Here is an 18,102-nt window from a genome sequence, read left to right as displayed (position 1 = left end):
TTCCTCCTATCCGGCCCGTTATCATATGAAGGGCATATGATCAATCTGACCGGCTGCTCATCTTATCTTATGTTAATTGTTGCGCAATCTCCCAAATATGCCCGCCCGGATCGACGAAGCTTGCAGTCCGCACTCCCCATGGCCGGTTCATTGGACCGTTGAGTAGAGTAATACCGCGCGAATTAAGCTCGGCGCAGACAGCATCCACGTCGTCTATCCGAATGGTGAATTGAAACCGCGACCCATCCTTTTGATTTGCGACCTCTTCAGGAGCTATAAGACCCCGCGCAGCAGTAACTTCAAGCAAGTTAATACTCATGTTTGCGAAGTCAAACACAGCAGAGTTCTCATCCTCATAAGCGGCGGAAAGACCGAAGATCTCATGGTAAAAAGACTTCGCGGCGTGTAAATTCTCTACAAACAATGTTATGACGTTAATACTCATGGACCCTAGAGTAATCATCGCTTCACTTCCTCATGATTTTTGGAAATTCAGGTAAAGATCCCGCCTAATCGATCATCGGCAGGAGGCGGGAAACCCAGACTTCTCGCCATCGAGACGATTTGACCTTTGTGATGAAATTCGTGAGTCTCCACATGAGTTAAAAGTAGCAATGGAGTCGGTGCCTTCGGGTAACCTTGCCAGCTCTCGTCTTGCTCGACCGGTTCAGACCAACGATCGCTATATTCGTTTAAGAACCGTTCCACGATTTCATCCACTTCCGTAAATCGTTCACGGATGAATTTAACATCGGCGCGTTCAACCTCATGTACAGGAGTATCCCTATGTTCGTTTATCTTGTGAAACGCAAAAGATCCTAACCAGAACGTATAACTGTCAACAACATGAGCATAGGTTCGAATAATCGTTCCACGCCCGAAAACGGGAGCCTCCTGATTTAATATGTGGGGGGGCAGTTCTTCCAAGAACGCAAACAAGTTTTGTCTAGCGGATCTGATCAAATCGTATTGTTGCTGCAATATTTTCAACATCTGAAATCACTCCTATACGCTTCTCTATTTCATCATCGCTCGTAAAATTCCTGCCAGAAAAAAATCATAACCACCCGTCCAACGGGTGGTTTGCTCTTGGGGTATAACCCCCTGTTGCCAAACTGCGCCTAAAGACGCTAGCCTGACAATAAAATTGTTCAGGCTCAGTGTTTTTGTCACTTTCACTTACCAGTTAAACTGGTTTACTTCTTCTTGTTACTGTTTCTGCTGAATGGATCCTCATACTCTTTCACACTCAGTTTATCCATTGCTTGGTCATGTGCTTCTTGCTCACGTATATATTTAGCGACAGTGGCCTCATTCAAGCCTACTGTGCTGACGTAGTATCCCTCTGCCCAAAATTTCCGGTTTCCATATTTATACTTCAAGCTGGCATGCTTCTCAAATATCATCAGCGAGCTTTTTCCCTTCAGATATCCCATAAATGAAGATACTGAGATTTTTGGGGGTATCGCTACTAACATATGTACATGATCTGGCATCATGTGGCCTTCTATTATTTCTACCCCCTTGTATTTACATAAACGTTTGAAAATTTCGATTAAGTCTTTCCTTACTTGATTATAGATCTCTTTCCGTCTATACTTCGGGGTGAACACAATGTGGTATTTGCACATCCACTTCGTGTGAGCTAGACTATAGCTCTTGTTTGCCATTTAAGACCATTCCTTTCATTGTTGAGCCTGAACATCTCAATTTTATCGGAATGGTCTTGGTGGTCAAACCTTCGATCCCTCCACCCGCATAGCGGGTGGTTTTTTGTTTCGCACGCTTCGCGAGCTCAACTGGCTAAAGCCGTAACAAAAAAGCCGCTAAATTAGCGACTATGATGGGGATAATGTTCTTGTCCCACAATGAATTGCGGAGGCGTAACAGTTATCATCTATTTTGATTGGTTGACCTCCTTCTCCTTCTACTTCATGTGATTTCGTGAATCATCCCTTGTTCGATGCGGCGATCTGAAGTGCTACCCTTTCGGCTAATGTTGCATCAGCCTGGTATAAATAGCCTAACACAACCCTCTGTATCTCTGGAGAAGCCGCCGATAAATCACCGGCGAGGTTCTGAACAAGATGATCCTGCTGAACCTGTGTGAGTGATTGGTAGAATTGTCCCGCTTGCGTGAAATTATCGGCCTTCGGTATTTCGGATCGAACGAGCCGGCCGGCAACATAGCGCCCTGCCCCGCTCGTTACCTGATCAGTCGGTGACCAGTTTGCTTGATGGTTAATCGGAATTTTGCGGAAATCCGATCCAAGGCGATGCCGCTGTGAATCCCAATAAATATTACTGCGGCCTTGCAGCATTTTATCATCGGACAGCTCGGCACCATCCAGAAGATTTGACGGGGAGAATGCCAGCTTCTCGACCTGCTCCTGATAATTAGTGGGGTTCTTATCCAATACGAGTCGACCAACTGGCAGCAGCGGGTATTGACGCACATCCCACACTTTCGTGTCATCCAGCGGATCGAACGACAGCGTTGCCTCATCCTGTGGGTTCATCAACTGCACATATAGCCCGTATTGGACGGGTGTGCCTTTAGCAATCGTGTCATACAGATCTTTACCCGAATAATCCGGGTTCTCGCAGGCCAAGCGAGCCGCTTCTTGCGCATCGATATATTGCTCCCCAGCCAACGGAATCCAGTGATATTTGACGTAGAAACGGGCGTTCTGTGCATTTTTCCAAACATAGGTGTTAACACTGTGTCCTGGCATATGGCGGAAACTTTTGAGCGTCCCTTCGTCCGAATATAGACGTACAACGAAATGGGTTGCCTCTGGTGCTGTAGCAATGAAACCCCAAAATCGATTCGGATCGATGAGATTGTTGACCGGTGATGGTAGAAAAGCATGAATTGACTCAGGGAACCGGATCGGGTCTCGTACGAGGAACACAGGGATATGATTACAGAGCAGATCAAAGACGCCATGCTCGGTATAAAATTTCGTCGAGAAACCACGCACATTACGGGATGTATCTGGTGTCCCTTTGTTACTGACCGCAAATGAGAAACGAACTGTAACAGGTACCCTTTGTCCCGGCTGCTGCAAAAAGCACAGGTTCGTATAATTGGCCATCGAGTGAAGGGTTTCAAAATAACCCAAGGCACCAAACCCCTTCACGTGGACCGGACGCTCTAAAATCTTTTCGTGGACAAAGGTTTCAAGCGTTTCATGCAGCATGCTGTCCTGTTCCAGAATCGGTCCCCGTTCCCCTACCGTCTGCGAATGGTGTTCCGGCGACTGCTTTGCATTCCATTGTGATTGAGCATTGCCTCCCTGCCAGCTTCGACCGTTTGCCTGATTGTTAGCTTTGTTACCGTCCATTGATCCGCCTCCCATACCTACATTCACGGGGATATATATGCATGGCTACGTACGGTTATGACAGCATGTCAAATTGTACCGAAATGAGTCAATGTGCATTCTGTCCGCATCATTCTACTATTCAAATTTTAGCTGGAGCGAATCGCAAATCGGCATATAGCCTATCTTTTGATAGATGCTATTTGATGTGGGATTTGCTAAGTCCGTATATAAGACGCACTTAGTAAATCCTCTATCCAATGCAAGTTGGCTTATTTGCGCCACAATTGAAGTAGCGTAACCCTTCCTGCGCTCATATGGAGGAGTATATACAAACGCAACGCCAATAGCCGTCTGCATTTCCCTTGTATATCCTGCCATAGAAACGGGTATCCCGTTGTCCTCTAAAATATAGAGTTTTTTCGATGCTATTCGGTAGAGGTATGGGTCTGCATGTTGCGGGATGGACATTTCTGTTTTGCCATAACTCCCCGCTGCATAAAATGCTTCAGCCCAGTATGGGAAAAAGTGAATATCCTTTTCATCCAGCAATCGAACGATACCAACCTTTGGAATGTGCGGGTTTACTGCCGTAAGTTCATATATACGTTGGCTCATGGTTGTTTTAAAGGTTATTCCCTTACGCAAGGTATAATCTTTGGCAAAATACTCTGCCAAGGTTTTTTCCGTTATCACACCTGGAATTTCACGGTCCTTCATCCGATCTATCAGACAGTTTATAGCTTCCGGGTTAATTATGTTGTCTGTTGCATAAAGCGTAATGTTGTGTGGCGGTGTCATTATGGCGGTAAGTTGTATGCCGTTTGCATCCGAAATAGTTGCCATAAGCCAATTTACAGGGTCACGCCAGTCTGTTTTGTCTTTTCCTTCATGCCCAATTATGATATTGCCAAGAGGAATCAAATTTTGTGCTTCATGACGCATCAGCACATCGTAGGTATCATTGTAAAATTCATGCACATTCGAATACAACTTGAATTGCATTGCAATATCACCCTTTCATTCTCTAGAGTTTACTTCTGAAATTTAACCAAGCCTGTTGAACTGCACTAATTCCTACCCAAAGATCAATTTTCTCATTCGATAACCCCCCAATTAAATATTACATTTATGAAGACGCAAAAAAGCCCCATCCCATTAAGGGACGGAGCTGCTCCGCGTTACCACCCTGATTGACGTTTATAATAAACGCCCTCTTAGCCATCGTCCAACAACGATGCTTCTTTGTAACGGTAGAATCCCGGGCCCATCTACTATAATTCGGGGGCCAGCTCTGAGGTGATTTTTTGATTCGGATATCCGCTGCCTCGCACCAACCGGCAGTTCTCTGAACGGCGTTTCCGGATCTACTTGTCCTCTTCATCGCATTTGGTAATTAATAATTAAGTTAAATATATAGATATGCGCAATATTCTATCAATAACTCAAATAACAACAGCTCCTAGGGTATATTGCTGCCGAATATAATTGAACCAGTTCTTTACCATAATCCGTATACCTAGAATTAATCGATCAATCACTAACTAGGAATTATTAATCATCTAAAACTAATTTCTGCCTCAACGTTTCATCAATTCCGGCATTTCGATAGCCACTGCGACATTGCACAGCATTCCACGGGCAAGGAACAGCATGGTGCGCTCTTCGGGGTTTGCTATGCCGGCGTTGTAAAAAGCCTTAAGGACCATCTCTCGTACTTGTTTAAACCCTTCACGCATCGCCTCTTGAATGGCTTCCTCCCGAATGCACTGCGCTTGTAACTGCAAAAACATCTCATTTTGGTGTTTCATCTGAATGCCCTCGTACTCTTGGATTAATAGCTGCTCAAGCGTTTCGGAAGGCGCCGTCTCCACTATTTTACGGAACGATTCAATGACCCGAGTCCAGGACACCTCAATCGCTGTCAACAGTAGCTGCTCCTTTGTCGCGAAGAATCGGAACACATAAGGCTGGGAGATGTTCGCCCTTTTCGCCACCTGTGCTGTCGTCGCCCGGTAATAGCCTAATTCCGAGAATACTTCGATCGCTGCGGAAACAATATCCGCTTTTCGATTGACCGCTGTAGTTTCGGATTTTCCCATTTTATGTTCCTCCCTGTCGAAGGTGAATTGGTCAATAAAAGACTATTATACTAAGGACGAAGAATCAATTCAACGTGCACAATTGGTGAAACTAGCGTCAGTCAATAATACTATTACTTACGCTTTACCTATTAACTCCTCGAGCTGCTTCAACCAAGCCGTTCGTGTCATCTCGTCCGAGCTCGGTACAGACTCGAAAAATATATGGTGCAAAACTTCTAAGCCGCAATATTCAAAGATGCCTTTATCGGAAGTTAATAGTAGCGCCTTATCCATGCCAATGGCTGCATACTGGTCATGCGATTTCCCTTGCGTGTTAATAATGGCGACTTTTTTGCCCTTCAGCAATCCCTTCTGCTCCCCATTCACGTAACGGTAGGCAAATCCGTAAGTAAAGACACGCTCAATATAGCCTTTGACGATAGCAGGTAATCCGGTCCACCATATTGGATAGATGAAAGTGATGACGTCCGCCCACTTCAAATATTCTTGCTCCTGTTCAATGTCCTCGCCGATTCCACCCAAAATTTCACTGCTACTGATGACGGCTTGAAACTCCATCGCGTACAAATCGCGCACGACCACTTCATGCCCTTTTTCCTGAAGGCTACGGACTGTGGTCTCTAGAATGGCATGGTTAAAGCTTTCTTTTCTCGGATGGGCATACACAATCAAATGGTTCATAGGGATGTCTCCTTTCAATTTGCAAGCTTAGTAAATTGGTTATTGATTGATCAATCACAATTATTGATAATGATAATCTGTAGTGAGCCTCAACCTTAATTTATGGTTAAAACACTTTTCTCCATTGATGCGTTCTTAACGGATAACATCAGTAAACCTGAGTCAGTGAAAAAAATGAATGGTCCACAACAAGGATCAAAGGGAATCGTTTGACCTTATTCAAGGTGAGGTAGTCTCTACAATCAGTTAGTGATTGATCAATCACTAACATGTTGATATTGTATGTTATCTTTTCCAATAATGCAACCCATATTCCATCAGAACGTATTTTCAAGTTAGCCATTTAGTTAGTTTGACCTCAAAAAGAAAACAGCCACCTCCTCCCCAGTGGGCGGAAATGGCTGATATGTCGATACTGACGAACTTGCTTACCTCTTGCTTACCCTCAGCTCGCCTTCGCGAGTTTCGTGGCGCGAACCGATGCCGCGGCGTATACGACAAGCGCTGTCCAGATAAGTGCAAAGCCGATGAGAAGAACCGGCGAGACCGATTCCTTGAACACGAAAACGCTCAGTAACAGCATGATCGTCGGCCCGATGTATTGTACGAAGCCGAGCGTGGACAGAGACATCCGGGCTGCCGCTCGCGCGAAGAAAAGCAGCGGCAGCGCTGTTACTACGCCTGATAGAAGCAGTTCAATGAATGTGGACGCAGGTAGCGTCCATGCCGTCGTCCTTCCCGCGGCGGCCAAGTAGATCCAGTAGCCGAGTGCAATTGGCAGGACTACAGCCGTCTCCGACAGCAAGCCTACAGAAGCGTCTTGTCCGATTTTCTTCTTCGCGAGGCCGTACAAGCCAAACGTTGCGGCTAGTGAGATCGAGATCCACGGGAATCTTCCGTAGTCGATGGCGATGATGAGCACCGCGGCGCCGGCGATGGCAATCGCGAGCCATTGGCCACGGTTTGGCTTCTCACGAAGGAAGACAACCGCAAGCAGCACGTTCAGTAACGGGTTCAAATAATAGCCGAGACTTGTCTCGACGACATGGTCGTTGTTGACAGCCCAAATGAAGATGAGCCAATTGGCAGCGATCAGCAGTCCGCTGGCGGTGAGCGACAGCAGGAGCGAGCGGCTAGACGCAATCCGCTTCATGTCACCCCAGCGTCGCTGGATTGCGACGAGAATCCCCATAAAGACGAACGACCAGACAACCCGATGCGACAGAATCTCGCCTGCTGGCACATCGTTAAACAACTTCCAATAAAGCGGGAGAATCCCCCACATGATATACGCGATAATAGCATTGATCAATCCGTTATTCATAATCACATTCCCTCTTCTCACTTCGATGTCTTAACGGATTATACGCCTCGATCATTGTCTAAGTAAAGAGATTCATATTTTTACCGGACAAATCCTACAGATTTTTTATTGGAATAACATCTATTAATAATGTTCAGGACTTTTATTACGAACCAAGGAATCTAAGTAATTCTTATATTGGTCCCAGTCCATAACGTCAGTGCTAATACCGAGTATTTGATAAATTAACATTCAACGGTCCATTAACTTTTTATCCATGGTGACAAAAAGATCCGTCCCCGCTGGTATAGCTCATATGCTCGATATCGTGTGCACTGCTTTTTATTGCACGTTTCTTATCTGTCTCCAATAACAGTTGGATGGTTAAATACCTGATCAAAGGTTAATTTGCTCAGGTAGACTTCATCAGTACGTTCGGGATGAAATATTTTACGATCATCCGTAGTAATAATTCGATAAGCTTCGACGTCCGATGCGAATTCACTTAACTGTCCATATCCCATTCGACGGCTAATATTTTTCAACTATTTATTCTTCTGCTTTGCAACTTGCATACCGCCGATGATCAGCATGATAATCCCAATTACTGCCAGAATAATCCGCACTAAGAATGGACTCAGTGAAAACAAAGTTTCACCTTGCAAATGCAATCCGAACAAACTTTCATCCAGCCCCACAATCGCCAATAGTGGATGGAGAAACAAACTCAGGATTAATAACACTGTCCCCCAAATAACAAAGCTATTGTTCATTGATTTTAAACCTCTTTTCCAATTAAGATAAATGAAGACAAGTTGTCTATTATTCTCTGTAATAAAATCCTTCCCCTAGGTGTCATATTATTTTTATATCGGAGGAGCCGTCGAGATGCTATCAGAAAAAGTAGTCAATTACTGTAAAAGCAAAAACTGGTGGTTTGAAGACATATTAGAAGAGTATAAAAATGCTTTAATAAAGTTAGGCATCGATTTGGAATCAGATTTTGCTGCATTCTATTTGCATGCAGAGGACGGGCCGACTTTCATTCATAGACGACGTGAAATCTATCAGATTTGTTGGTTTATGGTCAACTCTTCAGATTATAGGTTAGGCATGGAGCGAACTCACGCGGTTTTAAAATTACCTGAAGAATATATTCCTTTGGATAATTTTGAAGGGGAGTTCGGCTTTTTCTATAATAAGTACACAGACGAAGTGTTAGGCTTAGGATTGGGTCAGCAGTTAGAAGATTTTTTTGCCGGAAAATTGAATTCGCAATGGAAAAGCTTTAACTCTTTTCTAGAATGGTATTTCGAACTAACAGATTCGTCAGTGACAATATAGTATTGCGAATCAAGTCCAAGACTAACAAGGAAAAAGGCTCACTTTCAAAGTGGGCTTTTTTTCCTTGTTATTTTTAGAATTGTTAATCATATCGATCGTTTTTTTATCCGATTGTAGATACCACATTTCCATCTTGATCCTTGATGTATGTTTTGAGGACTCGTAGAATTATACTTTTATTAGAAGACAAAGTAAGTTCTCCTTCTTTCGACTGAAGTTTGTGTATCAGCTCGTTGACAACCGTTTCATCAAGTTTCACAGTGATCTTGTTCTCGTCTATTTCAAAACCGGTCGATGAAGCGGTCACTAAGGTTATGCATAACTCTCTGCTCATAAGAATCAAATCTTTACCTTTAAGCAAACGGCCGTGCAGCAGCTTTCCAATCGTACCGGCTTGCTTCGCTCCTAATGTGAGTACAGACGGCTTCTTACTGAAGATACCACTCTTCCCCGATTCCCATGCCAATTGATCCACAAATAAAAATCCGGTGCCCGATCCATCACGATCTATTCCTACTTGAACACTTTCCTAAACAGCTGGAACTTGGAGAACAGAATTACGGGATAAATCCGTAATATAACCCGGAAGTTCTTCTTCTGCGGCTTCAAGGCTCCCAAACATATAGGTCCATTTGCATCAAAAAAATCACCTGCAGAAAATATATTACCGCTGTTAAATACATATCGCGCCATATTTTGAAGCAGGTTTATCGCCCATGCCGGAGGCTCCTCCTCGTCCTTACCGCGGACAACGCGAAAAGTAAGTTCAAATCCATAACCGCTAAAGTTAAGATCTTTCGATTCCTTCTCATAGAGCTCGGAGAAACCAAAGGTTACAATATGCCAGTGCGGTAGAGGCTTTTCCGCTTTATAAGCACTTAGACCAGCTAAGGGATCTTGACCTCCAAGAAAATAAGGAAGTGAGTTAATATAATGCTTCGGTTTCTGTTCCCCGTATAGTTTTGTTACCGCTTCTTCAATTGCATCCCATCCTGTCGTGTTTTCTTCGCTCATGATTATCCCTCAATCTCGTCTTGTATTAAATCCACCTAAATCTATTATCTTAAAATTTAACAATATAAATAAAATAGCCACCGATTTAATGTCGGTGGCATAACTTACGATCTATTTCCGAAAAGCAAATCGAGTATTTTATCATCCGCTTTTCGATTAACACCTTGATGTGGGTAACAATGAATGTGAATGGCCGGATTAAAATTAATCTCGATGATGCTGTAATTCTGATCCGTTGCTTCAACGTTAATATCTTTTATCATCATGTCTACGCCACAAAATGTAGCACCGGAAGCCTTGGCGGCGAGAACTGCGATCCGCTTATAACTTGCATCGATTTCGTCCGTAAAATCAATGCTGTCCCCACCGGTACTAATATTGGAGTTTTCTCTTAAATACACGGTCTCTCCTTTGTCAGGAACATCGATAAGACTCTTGGATTGATTTTTTAAAAACATCTTCTCGGCTTCGCCTAACTGAATCTTTTCAAGTGGAGTTTTATATCCCTTCCCTCTTAACGGATCTTTGTTCTTATCATGGATTAACTGCTCGATTGTATGGATTCCGTCACCAATGATGTTAGCAGGTACCCGATGTAGAATACCGACGACTTCATTACCCATGACCAGGAATCGATACTCCTTCCCCGTCACGAATTCTTCAAGCAGTACGGTTCGATCATGTTCAAACGCTATTTTAAATGCTTGCTCGAAATCTTCCTTAGTGAACTGGTTAGTGAAAATCGTGATGCCAAGTCCGAAGTTTGTCGACTTTGGTTTTATTACAATTTGTTTCTCTCGGTACATTTCATAATCATGAATTGCATCGTCAATATTTCGGTATGAAGTACCTTCAGGTACTTGAATCCCTTGCCCCCTCAAAACTTGTTTAGTAACAATTTTATTTTCCATAATCAGTACTGTACTGTACGAGTCTAACGAAGTCTTGGTTGCTTGCTTAACGTACTCCTTATGGTCTTCTTTTTGCAGAAGGATGAAGTTTTCATCGCGATCCATGATCTCAAAACGGATTCCACGTTTGACCGCTGCTTTTAATAATAACTGTGTTGACAGTTCCAAGTCTTCAAATCCGGCAAACTTATATCCTGTTTCTATGCTTTGTTTTGCATATTCCTTAGCTTTAGTTAGATGATATTGCAAGAAATTTGACCCATTGATTTCAGATTTCAAGATAGACGCAAAACCAAGATCAGGATTGAATATAACTTTTCTTTGATCCTCGATCAAATCGATTTGTTGCTGACTTTCCGGAAATATCGTCTTCATCATTTCTTGCATGTTATTAAGGAGTTCCAGCGCCTTTTCCTGCATTGTTGCTGAAGAATCGCTCCCGCACCATTTACCGTAAATCCCCTGGATCATAAGGGTATCCACATTGAGATTCGCCTGGAGTTGTTCTTCCTTGTTAAACGGCTCATCTTCTTTAAGCAACATATATATCAGGAATAAGTGAATGAATTTCATGGATTGAAGACTTATCCCATTTTTATAAAGTGGATTTAGATCGAACATGCGAAGTTCAAGATAATCAATTCCGTTTTCAAGAAGGCTTTGCAGTTGATTATCCCCTTTTGCCGACTTGATTCGAACGGGACTATAATACTCTTTCGCACTCAGCAGATCCTTGGATTGAACCAAATATTGCAGATCCTGAATATATTCATGAATGGAGTTAAATGAAACATAGTACGGTTTTTCGTTCCGATATCCGCACACACTGTTTCGAAGTGAATTCATATTAGGAAAAAAACGGCTCTCGGTATCTAAATGATCGCTTAAGGATACGCATTGTTCAATGTAAGACTTACTGAATACCGGGCTAGCGCCTGTTAGAAAAATGAGCAGCCAGCGGTATTTCAACGTATTTCTCGCTACTTTTAGATATAATTGATCTTTGAACGTCTTGAATTCATCATGGCTTTTGGATACTTCATATAACTTTCGTAGAAATCCATCATCAAACGAAAAATTGAAATGAATCCCGCTGAGCAATTGTCTTTTTCGGCCATATTTTTTAGCTAACTCGATTCGGTATTGGTCTTCGAACGGATCGTTCATATGAGCGATAGGAATTTCTTCTTCGCAAGGCAATGCCGGCGGATTGCTGCTGGGCCATAAATATTCATCCGTCAATTCCTGAGTAACAATATCTTGTAGCGCTTCAAGGAAAGAGAACGCTTCTTCTATAGTATTAAATGGCGGAGTAATCAGTTCAACTTGGCTTTCAGAAAAGTCGGTTTTGATGTAAGGATTTTCGTTTTTGTCGCCAAACACCGCAGGGTGAGGGGTTAAGGCAAGGTTGCCGTCTTGGTCAACTCTTACGTTCTCCTTTTCTAACCCAAATTGACCTTTAAGAATATCACTATTCAAATGTTGCTCGATGATCAAGTTCATAAATTCCTGATTTAATGAAGCCATCTCCGGACCCTTCTTTCACTCATTTTAAACAGCTTGATTAAGTAATTTTGAAGACATTTTACTTAGATATCCTTTAAACCACCCCACGAGGATAATTCCTTTAAGGATGCTTGTTATTGCAATAGATAGCCAAACCCCATTCAACCCGAAGGGTCCTGACAAAACGATGGCTAGAGGGATGCGAAGCCCGGTCAATATAATACTAAAAATTGGAGGTACATAGGTTTTTCCTACTCCGTTAAACGCTCCTACAGTCATTAATTCCATACACATAAAGACTTGGGAGTATCCAATGATCTTCATGTAATCAGCACCCAACTTAAGACTGGATGGATCATCTAAGAATATTGAGAAAAATTCTTTCGGGAATATGATAAACATGAGTGAAATTAACATGCCAAAGACAGTTGTTAGTAAAAAAGAGATGTGATAACCATCTTTTATTCGTGTTATCTGTCGCGCTCCAAAATTTTGGCCAAAGAAGGCTGCTACAGCCCCTTGGAGTCCTCCGATCGTCATATAAGATATAGATTCGATTTGAATTCCCACCCTTTGAACTGCTATGGCATCAGGGCCCCAGTTTACAATTATTTTAGCTATGATAATGGAAATAACGGTAAAAGTAACTCTCTGTATTGAAACAGGTAATCCCAACTTCAATACCTCTTTCATACTTGCCTTATCAACCTTTGTATATCTTGAGAAAAATTCATTGTTTTTTGTTTTATAAATAAAAAGCAAAGTTACAGTCATATTTGCTAATACCGTGGCCAGTGCAGCTCCACTAACACCTAGTCCATCGAACGATCCAAAACCAAAGATGAATAATGGATCAAGTATCATGTTTATTAGAAACCCGACAGTAAAAATTCGAAATGGTCTTTTACTGTCTCCGAGTGAGTTCATGACTGTACTAAATAGCAGATTAAACAAATTGAATAGATTCCCAATCATCGAAATTACTAAAAACTTAGTGGCCATCCTCTCTATTTCAGCATCCGCCAACTCAAAATAGCCAATAAGCTTAGCTTTAGTCATGATAATAAACAACATATAAACGATCCCGACTAATGCTGATATTAGAAATCCGTTTTTAATATATGTTTTGGCCCGATCAGACTGCTTCTCGCCAATACTATGCGCGACTTTTACCCCTGTTCCGATCGTTATCATCGTAGATATTGCTACAGCTAAGTTCACATAAAAATTAGCGGTTCCTACCGCTGCTACCGGGCCACTTCCCAATTTTCCGACCCAGATCATATCTACAAGTCCATAAGTTGTTGATATAAAATTGGTAGCAATGATGGGAAGGGATAATTTCATCAGTACAGGCGTAATGGGGCCTTCCGTTAAATTTAGCATTCCTTTAATTTGCATCTCCTTATTCATAAAAACATCTCATCACATCAAAATATTTTGATGTATAAGTTAAAAAAACAGAATATTTATTGTTGGATAAATACACAACAGAGCTTTCCAGAAATTAAATCTCGAATTTCATTATTGTTTAATTCATAGTAATTCCACTTACCGATTCGTTCCATTAGAATCAACTCTGCATCTAATAGCATTTTCAAATGATACGAAAGCTTGGATTGAGGCAAATCAAGAAGGTCAGTCAATTCACAAACGCAAACCTTCCCCTTATTATTTAATTCATGGATTATTTTTAACCGATTCTTATCGGAAAGAGCCTTAAATTTTTGCTCATATTTACTAAGTATTGCATCATCAATTGTTGATTGGTTCAATGATTTCACCTTCTTATACAAATCAATTTTATTTGATGGGTAAATTGTAACGGATTTGAAAAACAACGTCAATCATCAATTTTTTTTGATGGATCAGAAAGAGCCTCCCGAAGTAGGGAGCTCTATTAGTTAAAAGATAATGAATCTAAGGACTTTTTGGATAAATTGTTCTTAGTGCCCCTCGCATTTCAGGTTTTATTGCAATTTAAGAGCGAAGTTCTGGTACGGTTGCGTCCTCCGGAACAATGAAAATAAACCTTTTGGTTGTTACTCACTCCATTTTTTTGCCACTGTACTTTCTCTGGCTGATAACTAAGCCGAGAAGAATGATTCTCGGCTTAGCAAATGCTTACTCACCAGTTTCGGCAAACTTTTTGATGCGTTCTCCAATTTGATCCCGGACATTTTGAAATACAGCCCATTTTTCAGTATCCGTTCCTTGTGCTTTTGCCGGATCATCAAATCCCCAATGTTCACGACGCACGGTTGGAGGAGAAATTGGACATTTATCTGCCGCATCCCCACACAAGGTAACTACTAAATCTGCACTGTTTAGTATTTGGTGGTCGATTATATCGGATGTTTGTTGGGAAATATCTATCCCTACTTCATTCATAGCTTTGACGGCATTCGGATTCAGCCCATGGGCTTCAATGCCAGCGCTATAGATATTCCAGTTGTCTCCTAAGTGTTTTTTTGCCCATCCTTCGGCCATTTGGCTGCGGCATGAGTTTCCTGTGCATAAGAAATAAATCGTCTTTTTTTCCATTGTCATCTAGTCTCCTTTATTCTCCTGATAATGAAGAATCAAAATATTTTCTTTTGATACGTAGCGAAACATTAACCAGTGCGATTAAGACTGGAACTTCAACTAAGGGCCCAATAACCGCGGCAAATGCTACACCTGATTCCAATCCAAACACGCCAATCGCAACTGCAATTGCTAGTTCAAAGTTATTACTAGCTGCGGTAAATGACAGAGACGAAGCTACCGGATAAGATGTACCTGATTTTTTTGATATCAAGAATGACAACAAAAACATCACGACAAAATATATGACCATGGGAATTGCTATTCTAACGACATCAAGTGGCAAGGTAATAATCAGATCAGCTTTAAGTGAAAACATTAAGACGATAGTAAATAACAATGCAATTAAGGCTAATGGGCTGATTTTTGGAATGAACACCTTCTCATACCACTCTTTTCCCTTGACTTTGATACCTATAATTCGCGACAACAATCCGGCAAGAAAAGGAATACCCAGATAAATCAAAACACTTTCGGCTATTTGCCCCATGGATATATCCACTTCAGCGCCTTGAACACCGAACCACCCAGGTAGGACGGTAATAAAAACATAAGTAAATACAGAGTAAAACAAAATTTGAAAGATGGAATTAAAAGCGACAAGACCTGCAGTATATTCAGGATCCCCTTTTGCTAAGTCACTCCATACCAGTACCATTGCAATACATCTCGCAAGACCGATCATGATCAATCCGATCATATATTCAGGCATATCACTCAAAAAAAGAATGGCTAACAAAAACATTAAAATCGGTCCAATAATCCAGTTTTGGACTAGGGACAGCAAAAGAACTTTCCAATCCTTGAAAACTCGCCCTAGTTTTTCGTACTTTACTTTAGCTAGAGGTGGATACATCATTACGATTAGTCCGATGGCTATTGGGATTGAGGTTGTTCCGACCTGCATTTTAGATAAAACTTCGGAGAAATTAGGAATTAAAGTACCCAGTATCAGGCCAACACCCATGGCTCCAAAAATCCAAAAAGTCAAATAACGATCCAGAAAGGATAACCTTTTTGTTGATCCTTGACTCATTTCGCTACGCTCCCCATCATTCAGTATCATTGTTGCATTATAATTAAATTATACATACATTATTATATAATTAAATAATTATATGTTTATGTAATTTTCATCAACGATTCATCATTGCATCCTTAACGACATATAAGCCCCGTTCGAAAAACGACGGGGATCTTAGACGAGTAATTAAATTTTGGACCAATTTAATGCGTATAAAGCAACATTAATCGCAAACTGATTCCTGATTATCAAGCCATTCAATTTTAGAAGATTGGGATGGTATGTGACTAAGAATTTCATTTACAAATGGCTTATCATCGATTGTTAAGGCATAGTAAGTCCACTTACCTCTTCGACTTTCACTCACCAGTCCCCCAGCTTTCATTTTACGAAGGTGCTGACTTATACTTGGTTGAGACATTTGCAGCATATCTACAATATTACAGACGCATAATTCTCTCTCTTTTAGTAACGAAAGAATGGTAAGTCTTGTTTTATCGCTAAGAAGTTTAAATGTCTCTGCCATAGTGTCCAATGTATCCATCTGGTCACCTCCAATTAAGTAATTATATGCTTATATAATTGTATTATAATATAACCTCATTATTTTATACAATTCGCGCCTATTTCAATTGAGTCATCGTTATCGTTCGGAATTAGCTCATAAAGGTCACGAATTTCACAACCAATGGAATCGGCAATCGATATGGCCATTTTGAGCGGCATCACTCTTTTGTTTTCAATAAAGTCGTAAACTCGTTCCGGTTTTATTAGTAAGTCTTTTGCCAGACATTCCGCTGACTTTCCGGATTCCATTAATCGTTCATTCAGTAAGCACGTCCAAGTTCGAATTTCATGAAGCGCTGACCTCCCATATAGGAAACTTAACCTAAAGCTTTGTCCATTGCCGGCATGAATATACTTCATAACTAACGATGAAGTTCCCCATACGTCTCTCCACCGTTTCTTATATTGCAATCTTCAGTTTATCCACGAGTTACTACATCCGTAAATTTAGCAATTATATAGCTGTTTCTGTATATGCTCAACAAATTTCCCTGCATGAAAGCCATCTATAAAAGATACGCATCCGGTTAATGAGGAAACCCTCTACTCCTTTTCATTTCGTGAGCAGGGCTTAATTCATACGAGCACTGGGATCAGGGTGGAACACTATTTATCTGAATTTCATGATTACTACCGAGACCATTTCGACAAGTATAAGGATCAGATCGGCATTTCACCTCGGGAAATCGTTTTGTGCAAAAGTTTAACGATGGAGCTGCTAAGAACTATCGAGGGAAAATCCAAGCTGGCCATGCCGCCGGAAGAAGGTTTGGAGGATGTATTACAGCTCATCAACAACGTTGATCAACTGATATATAAGAATCTGGAAAATAAATCAGAGGTTTTTAACATAATGGAGGATTGTTTATCTGTTAAGCGACCTAGCCCTTATCAAGATCATTGCTTTAGAATGCTGTTACAGAATTATGTCACCTATATCCTTTTCTTTAACTTTGATGAACTTAATGAGCTGGTGGATTACTTCAACCATACTCCGTCCTTTTGCGAAAAAATCATCAATACCATTTTTACCGATGCCATCTTTATTCAGAAGATTCTACGGCAACGTCGTATCGACATAACCAAGTATAAAAAGATAACTGATTATTTCAACGAGGAAGCAAAGAGTATTTATTTGTAGTCAGGCATGGCGGGACTCGTAAACCTCTTGGCCAAAATCCGAACAGAACTTCATAGTGCGCTACTGATAATAGATCTCTTTCTGCTTCCACATACCATTTTCGTATTTTATAACGGCTCTTAATTCCACGTTTACATGTTCTCCCCAATACCCCATTGTGATAGAGTTTTCATGAATTGAAATCCATTCGAGGGTCACCATATAATTTTCTATTCCGTAATTACTTTTTTCATAAGCTTCTTTACAAAAAAGCTGCACCTCATTATCAAATTCGACCAGTTTAGAAAAAAAAGTTTCAAATGCTTGGTGTGAAATATTTTGGATCCCGTCCACTTCTATAGACCAATCCGAAGTTGCGGATTCCAATACTATTACCTCTTTTGATTTATCGGCTTTTTCCCATTCCGCCAAAACTTCATTAATGGAGAATCTATTGAATTTAATCAACAGGTTTCGATTTGTCATTGTGCTGATGCCACTTCCTTTATCTTGACGACTTAAACTTCTCTTTATCTTATTGAACCATTAGGTTTAAACCGTCAATCCTCGGATATCGTTATGATTCAGAAAGTATTCATACGGGGAGATTTCTTT

At 41.2% G+C, this 18,102-nt stretch carries 19 protein-coding genes, 1 pseudogene and 1 other annotated feature; of the genes and pseudogenes, 2 read left to right on the top strand and 18 right to left on the bottom strand.

The features are described from left to right. Positions 1 to 67 precede the first annotated feature (67 nt). The 9 genes from NYE70_RS05155 to NYE70_RS05115 all read right to left on the bottom strand — a co-directional run bounded on the left by NYE70_RS05155 (position 68) and on the right by NYE70_RS05115 (position 8,188). The gene (locus tag NYE70_RS05155; protein WP_341045253.1) at positions 68 to 445 is read right to left on the bottom strand and encodes a VOC family protein; all 378 of its coding nucleotides are present in this window, start codon (positions 443 to 445) and stop codon (positions 68 to 70) included. A 47-nt stretch (positions 446 to 492) separates the two neighbouring features. After that, positions 493 to 993 (bottom strand): DinB family protein, encoded by a 501-nt coding sequence (locus NYE70_RS05150; protein ID WP_213655205.1) that lies wholly within the window; start codon positions 991 to 993, stop codon positions 493 to 495. A 203-nt stretch (positions 994 to 1,196) separates the two neighbouring features. Next, positions 1,197 to 1,670, bottom strand: a complete 474-nt coding sequence (tnpA, locus tag NYE70_RS05145) for an IS200/IS605 family transposase (protein WP_213656720.1) — start codon at positions 1,668 to 1,670, stop codon at positions 1,197 to 1,199. 279 nt (positions 1,671 to 1,949) lie between these two features. Next, complete coding sequence (locus NYE70_RS05140) at positions 1,950 to 3,347, bottom strand: catalase (protein WP_213655206.1); 1,398 nt, start codon at positions 3,345 to 3,347, stop codon at positions 1,950 to 1,952. Positions 3,348 to 3,464: 117 nt separating this feature from the next. After that, positions 3,465 to 4,331: a GNAT family N-acetyltransferase gene (locus tag NYE70_RS05135; RefSeq protein ID WP_341045250.1), complete on the bottom strand. Its 867-nt coding sequence runs from the start codon at positions 4,329 to 4,331 to the stop codon at positions 3,465 to 3,467. Positions 4,332 to 4,484: 153 nt separating this feature from the next. Continuing rightward, positions 4,485 to 4,719, bottom strand: a binding site (T-box leader). Between the two features lie 187 nt (positions 4,720 to 4,906). After that, complete coding sequence (locus tag NYE70_RS05130; protein ID WP_213655208.1) at positions 4,907 to 5,428, bottom strand: TetR/AcrR family transcriptional regulator; 522 nt, start codon at positions 5,426 to 5,428, stop codon at positions 4,907 to 4,909. A gap of 117 nt (positions 5,429 to 5,545) precedes the next feature. Further along, positions 5,546 to 6,112: an NAD(P)H-dependent oxidoreductase gene (locus NYE70_RS05125; RefSeq protein WP_213655209.1), complete on the bottom strand. Its 567-nt coding sequence runs from the start codon at positions 6,110 to 6,112 to the stop codon at positions 5,546 to 5,548. 445 nt (positions 6,113 to 6,557) lie between these two features. Continuing rightward, a complete protein-coding gene (rarD, locus tag NYE70_RS05120; protein ID WP_213655210.1) occupies positions 6,558 to 7,436 on the bottom strand; it encodes an EamA family transporter RarD in 879 nt (292 codons plus the stop codon). Positions 7,437 to 7,960: 524 nt separating this feature from the next. After that, positions 7,961 to 8,188: a hypothetical protein gene (locus tag NYE70_RS05115; RefSeq protein WP_213655211.1), complete on the bottom strand. Its 228-nt coding sequence runs from the start codon at positions 8,186 to 8,188 to the stop codon at positions 7,961 to 7,963. 115 nt (positions 8,189 to 8,303) lie between these two features. Here NYE70_RS05115 and NYE70_RS05110 point away from each other — a divergent pair, with 115 nt between their 5' ends. Continuing rightward, positions 8,304 to 8,759, top strand: coding sequence for a hypothetical protein (locus NYE70_RS05110; protein ID WP_213655212.1), 456 nt, complete (start codon positions 8,304 to 8,306; stop codon positions 8,757 to 8,759). A gap of 103 nt (positions 8,760 to 8,862) precedes the next feature. Here NYE70_RS05110 and NYE70_RS05105 read toward each other — a convergent pair. The 8 genes and pseudogenes from NYE70_RS05105 to NYE70_RS05070 all read right to left on the bottom strand — a co-directional run bounded on the left by NYE70_RS05105 (position 8,863) and on the right by NYE70_RS05070 (position 16,616). Then, positions 8,863 to 9,773 (bottom strand): annotated as a pseudogene (locus NYE70_RS05105) (suppressor of fused domain protein). A gap of 104 nt (positions 9,774 to 9,877) precedes the next feature. Further along, positions 9,878 to 12,211, bottom strand: a complete 2,334-nt coding sequence (gene gshAB / locus NYE70_RS05100; RefSeq protein ID WP_341045249.1) for a bifunctional glutamate--cysteine ligase GshA/glutathione synthetase GshB — start codon at positions 12,209 to 12,211, stop codon at positions 9,878 to 9,880. A 24-nt stretch (positions 12,212 to 12,235) separates the two neighbouring features. Beyond that, positions 12,236 to 13,603, bottom strand: coding sequence for an MATE family efflux transporter (locus tag NYE70_RS05095; protein WP_341045248.1), 1,368 nt, complete (start codon positions 13,601 to 13,603; stop codon positions 12,236 to 12,238). A 56-nt stretch (positions 13,604 to 13,659) separates the two neighbouring features. Then, positions 13,660 to 13,965 (bottom strand): ArsR/SmtB family transcription factor, encoded by a 306-nt coding sequence (locus tag NYE70_RS05090; RefSeq protein ID WP_341045247.1) that lies wholly within the window; start codon positions 13,963 to 13,965, stop codon positions 13,660 to 13,662. Between the two features lie 349 nt (positions 13,966 to 14,314). Further along, complete coding sequence (arsC, locus tag NYE70_RS05085) at positions 14,315 to 14,734, bottom strand: arsenate reductase (thioredoxin) (protein WP_341045246.1); 420 nt, start codon at positions 14,732 to 14,734, stop codon at positions 14,315 to 14,317. A 16-nt stretch (positions 14,735 to 14,750) separates the two neighbouring features. Further along, positions 14,751 to 15,812: an ACR3 family arsenite efflux transporter gene (gene arsB / locus NYE70_RS05080; protein WP_341045245.1), complete on the bottom strand. Its 1,062-nt coding sequence runs from the start codon at positions 15,810 to 15,812 to the stop codon at positions 14,751 to 14,753. Between the two features lie 211 nt (positions 15,813 to 16,023). Beyond that, positions 16,024 to 16,344, bottom strand: coding sequence for an ArsR/SmtB family transcription factor (locus NYE70_RS05075; RefSeq protein WP_211020508.1), 321 nt, complete (start codon positions 16,342 to 16,344; stop codon positions 16,024 to 16,026). Positions 16,345 to 16,403: 59 nt separating this feature from the next. Further along, positions 16,404 to 16,616, bottom strand: a complete 213-nt coding sequence (locus NYE70_RS05070; protein ID WP_341045244.1) for an XRE family transcriptional regulator — start codon at positions 16,614 to 16,616, stop codon at positions 16,404 to 16,406. A 460-nt stretch (positions 16,617 to 17,076) separates the two neighbouring features. Here NYE70_RS05070 and NYE70_RS05065 point away from each other — a divergent pair, with 460 nt between their 5' ends. Further along, the gene (locus NYE70_RS05065; RefSeq protein ID WP_341045242.1) at positions 17,077 to 17,508 is read left to right on the top strand and encodes a hypothetical protein; all 432 of its coding nucleotides are present in this window, start codon (positions 17,077 to 17,079) and stop codon (positions 17,506 to 17,508) included. Between the two features lie 60 nt (positions 17,509 to 17,568). On the opposite strand, the gene NYE70_RS05060 is transcribed toward NYE70_RS05065, so the two are convergent. After that, a complete protein-coding gene (locus NYE70_RS05060) occupies positions 17,569 to 17,973 on the bottom strand; it encodes a hypothetical protein (protein WP_341045240.1) in 405 nt (134 codons plus the stop codon). Positions 17,974 to 18,102 lie beyond the last annotated feature (129 nt).

Origin of the sequence: Paenibacillus sp. FSL R5-0407, from assembly GCF_038009185.1 — a bacterium.
GTDB lineage: Bacteria > Bacillota > Bacilli > Paenibacillales > Paenibacillaceae > Fontibacillus > Fontibacillus vini.
Note: the sequence above shows the minus strand (reverse complement) of the source record. Positions and strands in the feature narration are given on the sequence as shown.